This window comes from Lutibacter sp. (genome assembly GCF_040883305.1).
Taxonomy (GTDB): domain Bacteria; phylum Bacteroidota; class Bacteroidia; order Flavobacteriales; family Flavobacteriaceae; genus Lutibacter.
Genome location: NZ_JBFLKT010000141.1, coordinates 1 through 7,987, shown reverse-complemented (window position 1 = coordinate 7,987; position 7,987 = coordinate 1). Strand labels below are relative to the sequence as shown.

The following is a 7,987-nucleotide window of genomic DNA, read 5'->3' as shown; positions in this document are numbered from 1 at the left end:
GCCCCTGTTTTTGAAGTAAAAGTTGATAAAGCTTTAATTTTAAAAGGAATGGATTTGAACTTAGTAAAACAAGAAAAAGAAGCAATTGGTGGTGAAGAAATTAGAGGTGAGTATGTTAGAGTTGGTTCTTTAGGTGAAGTAAGTGAAGACGGTAACTGGCCTCCATTTTATGATAAAGGAGATAAAAAAGATAGCGAATAATTCTTTAGATTTTAAAAATCTAGAAGAAAACCATTTATCCATCCAACTTAGTTTGGATGGATTTTCTTTTTGTGTATTTAATAAACCAAGTAATAGCGTTGCTGTATTTGCAAAATACGAATTTTCCAATTCTCCAACACCTTTTGAGCATTTGAATCTAGTGAAGGAATTGTATTCACAAGAAACTCTTCTTAAATTAAAATTTACCTCTATTAACGTAACTCATTTTAACAATTTAATTACACAAGTTCCACTTCCATTTTTCAATAAGAAAAACTTAAAGAATTATTTACAAAAAACCATTAAAGTACTTGATAATGATTACATTACCTACGATGAAATTAATAATTCTGAAATAGTTAATATCTATATTCCTTTTGTTAATATCAATAATTTTTTACTTGATATTTACGGATCATTTATTTTTAAACACTCTTCAACTGTACTCATTGAAACGCTTTTAAATCAATTTAAAAACCAAGGTGAAGATTACTGTTTTGTAAACGTTTCTAATTTAAATTTTGAAATAGTTGTATTAAAAAATAAAAATCTAGAGCTGTACAATTGTTTTACTTTTAAAACCAAAGAAGACTTCATTTATTACATTCTTTTTACTGCAGAACAATTAAATTTAAACCCTGAAGAGTTTAATTTAATTCTTTTAGGTGATATTGAGAAAGAATCTGAATTATATACCATACTTTACCAATATATTAGAAATATTAAATTTTATGAACCAAAAGAACAGAAAACATTGGTAAATGGAATTTCGGCACATGCCAACTTTACAGTTTTAAATCAATTTTAATGCGTATAATTTCAGGAAAATTCAAAAGTAAACGAATTCAAGCTCCAAAAAAATTGCCAGTTAGACCAACAACTGATATGGCTAAAGAAGCTTTATTTAACATTCTAAACAACTTATATTATTTTAATGATATAGTTGTGCTGGATTTATTTTCTGGAACTGGAAACATAAGTTATGAGTTTGCTTCTAGAGGAACAACCAATATTACGGCTGTAGATGCTAATTTTGGTTGTATAAAATTTATAAATGAAACTTCTAAAATTTTAGAAGCAGATATACATACCATAAAAAGTGATGTTTTTAAATATTTAGAAAAGTCTAGCGCTAAATTTGATGTTATTTTTGTAGATCCTCCTTATGATTTCGAATTAGAAAAATTTGAGAAAATTGTAAATCTAATTTTTGAAAACAAGTTACTAAACAACAATGGATTACTTATTGTTGAACATTCTAAACATACCAAATTAGAAACACACTCAAAGCTTAGTAATCAAAAAAAATATGGTGGAAATATGTTTAGCTTTTTTGAAAATTCTGAAGATCTTGAAGTAGTTGAATAAAAATTAGTCCTAACGAGTAAAATAACATTATAATTACAATTGTTAGTGAAAAACACCAACAATGGCTAAAATAATAATGGCTTCGACTCCGCTCAGCCACCATGTAACTTTGAAGCTTTTCAACTTTCTACTTTTAGACTAAAACAACGACTCAATAAGTTGTTTTTCTGAAATTCCTTCAGCTTCTGCCTTATAATTCCTTACAATTCTATGTTTTAAAATTGAAAAAGCAACAGCTTGAACATCTTCTATATCTGGCGAAAATTTACCATTAACGGCTGCATTTGCTTTTGCACCTAATATTAGGTTTTGAGAAGCTCTTGGCCCTGCTCCCCAATCTATATAACTATTCACTAATTTTGTAGCATTTAATGAATTTGGGCGGGTTTTAGAAACTAATTTAACAGCATATTCAATTACGTTATCTGCCACCGGTATTCTTCTTACTAAATGTTGAAAATCAACAATTTCTTTTGAAGTTAAAATAGAATTAATGGTCGGACTTTCATCATTAGTAGTGCTTTTTACAACTTCAACTTCTTCATCAAAAGTTGGATAATCAAGTTGAATTGAAAACATAAATCTATCTAATTGTGCCTCTGGTAAAGGATAGGTTCCCTCCTGCTCAATAGGATTTTGAGTTGCTAAAACAAAAAATGGTTCAGCTAAAATATGATGATGCCCTGCAACCGTAACAGAGCGCTCTTGCATTGCCTCTAATAAAGCCGCCTGCGTTTTTGGAGGTGTTCTATTAATTTCGTCTGCTAATATAATATTGCTAAAAATAGGTCCTTTTATAAATTTAAAATGACTGGTTTCATCTAATATTTCGCTACCTAGAATATCTGAAGGCATTAAATCTGGTGTAAATTGAATACGTTTAAAATCGAGTCCTAAAGTTTGTGCAATAGTATGCACAATTAATGTTTTTGCCAAACCAGGAACACCAATTAATAAGGAATGTCCTCCACTTAAAATAGATAATAAAATATGGTCTATTGCCTCATCTTGGCCAATAATTATCTTTGCAATTTCTTTTTTAAGCGCTTTATGTTTAAGAACTAATTGTTTTAAAGTATCAACATCAGACATATTATTGCTTTTTCCAGTTTTTACTAAACTCGCATTTCTTAAAATCTTTGTTTATTTTTATGTAAGTATCTTCAATCTTATCTTTCGCCCATTTATCAACAGTTTCTTCTTGCTTTTTCTGTAAAGTTAATTGTTGAATCTTCTCATAATCATCAATAAAATTAGCTGTATGGGTTTCGTTTTTACTTTTTAATAAAATAATTTTATGCATTTTAGATTCACCTCTAACTTCATCATAAAAAGGTTCCGTTATTTCACCAGCTTTTAAACTGCTTACTCTTTTATATAAATTAGGGTCCATACGCGTTAAATCGAAACGAGTATCATTTGTCTGTGGATTTAAAATTAAACCTTGGTTATTTTTTGTTACAATATCATCAGAATATTTAATAACAGCTTCTTCAAACGTAATTTCTCCCTTTAATATTTGCTCACGAATTTTTGCTAATTCATCTTTAGAAGCATCCAATTCTTCCTGAGTAATTACAGGTTGAATTAAAATATGACGCACATCACGCTCTTGTCCTTTAATTTTTTCAACTTGAAGAATATGAAACCCAAATCCAGATTCGAAAGGATCAGAAATTTCGCCTTCATCTAAACTAAAAGCAACTTCTTTAAACTCTTTAATAAAGTTAGATTCTCTAGTTATTGTATATTTTCCACCAGCACCTTGCCCATTTCCGGAAACGGCAGGATCATCTGAGTTTATTAATGCTTTTAATCTAAAACTAAACCCTTCTTCGATATCCTTTTTAATGCTATTTAATTTTTCAAAAACACGGTTGGTTTCTTCTTCCGTTGGCTTTAAAATTTTAACTATTTGTGCCAATTCAATTTCCGCGCTAAATTCTGGTAAGTTGTCATCCTTTTCAAGATTTTTAAAATAAGTTCTAACTTCCTCTGGAGTAACATCAATTTTTTCGGTGATACTAGCTTTTTCTCTTTGAATTAATAATTGCTCATTTTGAATGGTATATAATTCTTTTCTAAGATCCTCTTCATCTGTAAAACCATAATATTCTACAACTGCCTCAATAGAACCCAACTGCTGTCCAAAATAACCTATATTACGTTCTACTTCAGAATTCACTTCGGCTTCAGAAACTTCAACACTATCAATTACTGCGTGGTGTGCAAGTAATTTCTGAACCATTATTTCTTCTAAAATTTCGCAATCAGTAATATCTAATTTACCTTCTATACGTTGTTTTAACTCTTTTTTAAACTTATCTATATCAGAGTCTAAAACAATATTTTTACCAATTACAACGGCAACACCATCTACTTTAATTCTTTCTGAATTTGAAGTGGACGACGAAATAGTATCTTGTGCTTTTACGCCTGTAAAAATTAAAAGTAATAGTGCTAAAACTATATGTTGTTTCATTTTAATATATTTCAAATTGTTGTTTTTTTCTTGCATCATCTATTAATGTTTCTTCTATATTTCTTAATAATAATAATTTACGCTGGTGTAAAATCATTTGCTTGATTGTTGGTGTTATATAGCTTTTAGGAGCAGTTTCGTTCCTTTTTAACACCTCTTTTATGGTCACCAAATATAAGCTTAATGAATCTTCTTTTTCAATAAAATTATCTTTTTTTAATAACTGATTTTTATCTTCATTTTTTAGGATGGCAACTTTTGAAACCAAGTCGGAATACTTTACCCAAACCGAATCGTTTAAATGATGAGATTTTAAAGTTAATTCCGCTGCATGAAGACTGTCTAAATCGCTTTTTTTAGAAGATTTAAACAACTTTATTAGTGCTTTCCTATTATAAACATCTTTGCCTATTTTAATAAACTTTAGTTTTAATAACTCTTCGTTTAATTTAAAATTTTGATTGTTTTTGGTATAAAACTCTTCAATATCATTTTCTGTAATTGTAGTATCCAAATACTGTTTAACAACAGCTTCTTTGTATGAGTTTATAAATAAATCTTCTCTATATGCTTTTACTAGTTTATCAAAATCTTCTGCTTTAGCTTCTAAATTAAGTTGAGCTTTAGATAACAACAGTTGTTGCTTAATCCAATTATTAATAAAATTATTTACAATTAAAATACTATCGTTTTTAGCAACATCTGCAGTCACTACATTTTTTAAATCTCTTTTATATAAATATGTATTATTTACGCGCGCTACAGCTTCTTGCGTATCATCTTTAATTGTAAAATAATTACAAGATTGCAGTGTGAAAAACAGAAATATGTAACCAACTAATTGCTTCAATTTTATTTTTTATTTAATTTAATTAATCTCTTTTTTTCTGATTTATTAATTTTAACCTTGTATTTCTTATGCAAAGATTCAATCCATAAATTTTCTAAATAATTTTGATAATCACTAATTACCGTTCCTTTTATAATTTCTAACTCTTTTTCTTTGTATTTAGTGTTTTTAAAAGTATTAAAGTAACTCGAAAGCGCAATACTATCTTTAGATTTTTCCCAAACTTTTTGTTCTAACAAATCAAACAACAATAATCCTTCTTTAAATTCATTATATGTTGCTGCAAACTCTTTATTTGAAAATTCTATAGTTTCTTTATAATAATCTAAAACCTCTTGTTCCTTAAATTTATTAAATGCACTTGAAACATCTTGATGTTTAACTGATTCTAAATACTTAATAAACTCAAACTGCTTAATTTCTTTATCATTAATTGTTAATAAAACAGCATTAGAATCGGTTAAAGTTCTCCAATCTTTAGTTTTAAATTCATTTAAAACCTCATTATTAACCACAATCGTATAAGATTTTAACAACCTATTAATTACAGATTGTCCAATTAAATTAGAACGATTATCGCGCTCAACTTTTTGAGTTAAATTTGCTTTTATAGCTTCAAAATTTTCTAACGGGTATTTTTTTAATAATTTAACAATATGCCAACCATACTCCGTTTTAAATGGCATAGAAATATCATCAACATTTTTTAGGTCAAAAGCAACTTTAGAAAATGCTTCAACCATTTGTCCGTAGCTGAATTTATTCAATCTTCCACCTTTTGAAGCGGTAGCCTTATCTTTAGAAAATTTTGCAGCCAATTCAGAAAAACGTTCCTTATTATTTAATAGTAAATTATGAACAGAATCAATTTTTGATTTGCTTGAATTAGAATCGTTAGTTGGAATCATTATATGTGCAACTTCAACTTCTCCATGTGCTGGCCTCATTTCGTGTACTTGTAAAATATGGTATCCAAATTGAGTTCTAAAAGGTTTAGAAACACTATTTACAGTTGTTGAATAGGCTGCGTTTTCAAAAGGATATACCATTTGCATTGCCGTAAAAAAACCTAAATTACCACCATTTTGTTGTACTGATGGATCTTCTGAAAATTGTTTTGCAACTTCAGAAAAAGAGGTTCCGTTTTGTATTAATTTACGTGCTTCAATTAATTTTGAATACGCCGCCAAAGTATCTTTTGGAGCTGCAGAAGGTTTTAAAAATAGCAAAATATGACTTGCATTTATTTCTTTTTGAAGTCTTTCATAAGCTTCTGAAACTAATTTTTCAGTAATATTTTTGTCTTTTAAAAAAGGTTGGATTAATCGCGTTCGGTATTCATTTAATTCAGTAATATAACTTGGAAAGGTGTCTAATTTAAGGTCCTTTGCTTCTTTAACTTTTAATTTATAATTTATAAATAAATCTAAATAGCTTTCTAAACTATTTTCAGCATCTGAAATTAAGGTTGCATTTTTATTATAATTTTCTAGAAATTCTTGTGTATAAAAAGGTGCATTATCAATAGAAAATAAAACTGTTTGCTTGTTTTGCGAAAAACCATTCAAACATGCTAAAATGGTAATGGTAAAAAAATAATTTAACTTCATATTACGCTAATTTCCTGTTTTAAACTATTGCTTTTATTGGCTTTTAAAAAGGTGCAATTTATTTTATATTTTTTATTTTATTAGTTAATGAAATCACAAAGATATAATTCCTTCAATTTTTTCAGCTTGTTGGTATTTTAAAATAATATCATCTGCCTTTTTCATAATAATATGAATTGAGACACTTGTATATTTTCCAGTTTTTGAAGTTTTTTTGGATATTACAGCCCCTTGATGATTGAATAAGTTTTCTACATCATCTATCTTTGATATTTCTGAAGGAACAATAAATTTAAAAAGATATTTTGTAGGAAAAGTAGTATCCTGTTTTAATTTCTTTTTAAGTTTTTTATAAAATTGCGTTCTATTATCCATGTATTTATTTTGAGAATAAAGTTTACAAATATAGTACCAAATGCATATTGTTAATATATTACTGACAAAATTACATTAATATTTTTAGTATAAATTAGTGAATACCTTATTTTTGCATTATGCAACATAAAATTGTAATAACTGGCGGTCCAGGAACAGGAAAATCTACTGTAATTGATGAATTATCAAATAGAAATTTTCTGTGTATGCCAGAAATTTCAAGACAAGTTACTCTAAACGCTCGTGAAAAAGGTATAGAACAACTTTTTTTAACAAAACCGCTGCTTTTTAGTGAATTGTTGTTAGAAGGTCGGGTGAACCAATATATTGAGGCTGAGAAAAAAAATACAGACCTTGTGTTTTTTGATAGAGGAATTCCAGATGTACACGCCTATATGAATTATATTAGTATAGATTACCCAAAAACGTATGAAACTAAAAGTAATCTATACCGATACGACTATATTTTTTTAATGCCTCCTTGGGAAGATATTTATATTTCCGACAATGAACGTTATGAAAATTTTGAACAAGCCTTAGCAATACACAATCATTTAGAACGTGCTTACAAAAAATTAAAATACCCAATTATTGAAGTCCCAACTGGAACTGTACAACAAAGAACCGACTTTATTTTAGCGTCCATAAACCAATGAGAACGCCCTTAGAAATATTAAAAACCTATTGGAATTATAACGAGTTTAGACCACCTCAAGAGGAAATTATAAATACCGTAATTAAAGGCGAAAATTGTGTAGTATTATTACCAACAGGGAATGGAAAATCTTTATGCTACCAAGTTCCGGGGTTGGCAATGGAAGGTGTCTGTATTGTAATTTCTCCGTTAATTGCATTAATTAAAGATCAGGTAGAAAGTTTAACAGAAAAAAATATTAAATCAATTGCGTTAACTTCAAAATTATCTCAAGAAGAAGTAATTGTGGCTTTCGACAATTTACAATTTGGAGGTTATAAGTTTTTGTATCTATCTCCAGAAAAATTACAATCGCCCTTTATTCAAGACAAAATAAGACAATTAAATGTTTCGTTTATTGCAATTGACGAAGCGCATTGTATTTCGGAATGGGGACACGATTTTAG

9 protein-coding genes and 1 pseudogene are annotated in these 7,987 nt (G+C 28.2%); 5 read left to right on the top strand and 5 right to left on the bottom strand.

The window, feature by feature from the left end:
- From AB1Z17_RS04630 to rsmD, 3 genes and pseudogenes are all read left to right on the top strand, one after another.
- Positions 1–201: pseudogene (locus AB1Z17_RS04630) on the top strand (hypothetical protein); the annotation flags it as partial.
- The gene (locus AB1Z17_RS04625) at positions 170–1,009 is read left to right on the top strand and encodes a DUF3822 family protein (protein ID WP_368050626.1); all 840 of its coding nucleotides are present in this window, start codon (positions 170–172) and stop codon (positions 1,007–1,009) included. The pseudogene AB1Z17_RS04630 and the gene AB1Z17_RS04625, both read left to right, overlap by 32 nt.
- Entirely contained in the window at positions 1,009–1,569 is a 561-nt protein-coding gene (gene rsmD, locus AB1Z17_RS04620) for a 16S rRNA (guanine(966)-N(2))-methyltransferase RsmD (protein ID WP_368050625.1), read from the top strand. The genes AB1Z17_RS04625 and rsmD overlap by 1 nt, the downstream gene beginning before the upstream one ends.
- A gap of 138 nt (positions 1,570–1,707) precedes the next feature.
- Here the strand turns inward: rsmD and AB1Z17_RS04615 are convergent, their stop codons facing one another.
- From AB1Z17_RS04615 to AB1Z17_RS04595, 5 genes are all read right to left on the bottom strand, one after another.
- Entirely contained in the window at positions 1,708–2,661 is a 954-nt protein-coding gene (locus tag AB1Z17_RS04615) for an AAA family ATPase (protein ID WP_368050624.1), read from the bottom strand.
- Position 2,662: 1 nt separating this feature from the next.
- Entirely contained in the window at positions 2,663–4,051 is a 1,389-nt protein-coding gene (locus AB1Z17_RS04610) for a peptidylprolyl isomerase (RefSeq protein WP_368050623.1), read from the bottom strand.
- 1 nt (position 4,052) lies between these two features.
- On the bottom strand, positions 4,053–4,901 hold the full coding sequence (locus tag AB1Z17_RS04605) for a hypothetical protein (RefSeq protein ID WP_368050622.1): 849 nt from the start codon (positions 4,899–4,901) through the stop codon (positions 4,053–4,055).
- Between the two features lie 2 nt (positions 4,902–4,903).
- Positions 4,904–6,511, bottom strand: coding sequence for a peptidylprolyl isomerase (locus AB1Z17_RS04600; RefSeq protein ID WP_368050621.1), 1,608 nt, complete (start codon positions 6,509–6,511; stop codon positions 4,904–4,906).
- A gap of 93 nt (positions 6,512–6,604) precedes the next feature.
- Complete coding sequence (locus tag AB1Z17_RS04595) at positions 6,605–6,886, bottom strand: DUF493 family protein (protein WP_368050620.1); 282 nt, start codon at positions 6,884–6,886, stop codon at positions 6,605–6,607.
- Positions 6,887–7,005: 119 nt separating this feature from the next.
- Here AB1Z17_RS04595 and AB1Z17_RS04590 point away from each other — a divergent pair, with 119 nt between their 5' ends.
- Both AB1Z17_RS04590 and AB1Z17_RS04585 read left to right on the top strand, forming a co-directional pair.
- On the top strand, positions 7,006–7,542 hold the full coding sequence (locus AB1Z17_RS04590; RefSeq protein ID WP_368050619.1) for an AAA family ATPase: 537 nt from the start codon (positions 7,006–7,008) through the stop codon (positions 7,540–7,542).
- A partial coding sequence (locus AB1Z17_RS04585) for a DEAD/DEAH box helicase (RefSeq protein WP_368050618.1) occupies positions 7,539–7,987 on the top strand: 449 nt, incomplete at its 3' end. The genes AB1Z17_RS04590 and AB1Z17_RS04585, both read left to right, overlap by 4 nt.

Bases quoted from the DNA above. Each gene is read 5' to 3' on its own strand.
- AB1Z17_RS04625 (WP_368050626.1), top strand. From the start codon at position 170: ATGATAAAGGAGATAAAAAAGATAGCGAATAATTCTTTAGATTTTAAA.
- AB1Z17_RS04595 (WP_368050620.1), bottom strand. From the start codon at position 6,886: ATGGATAATAGAACGCAATTTTATAAAAAACTTAAAAAGAAATTAAAA.
- AB1Z17_RS04615 (WP_368050624.1), bottom strand. From the start codon at position 2,661: ATGTCTGATGTTGATACTTTAAAACAATTAGTTCTTAAACATAAAGCG.
- AB1Z17_RS04590 (WP_368050619.1), top strand. From the start codon at position 7,006: ATGCAACATAAAATTGTAATAACTGGCGGTCCAGGAACAGGAAAATCT.
- rsmD (WP_368050625.1), top strand. From the start codon at position 1,009: ATGCGTATAATTTCAGGAAAATTCAAAAGTAAACGAATTCAAGCTCCA.
- AB1Z17_RS04610 (WP_368050623.1), bottom strand. From the start codon at position 4,051: ATGAAACAACATATAGTTTTAGCACTATTACTTTTAATTTTTACAGGC.
- AB1Z17_RS04600 (WP_368050621.1), bottom strand. From the start codon at position 6,511: ATGAAGTTAAATTATTTTTTTACCATTACCATTTTAGCATGTTTGAAT.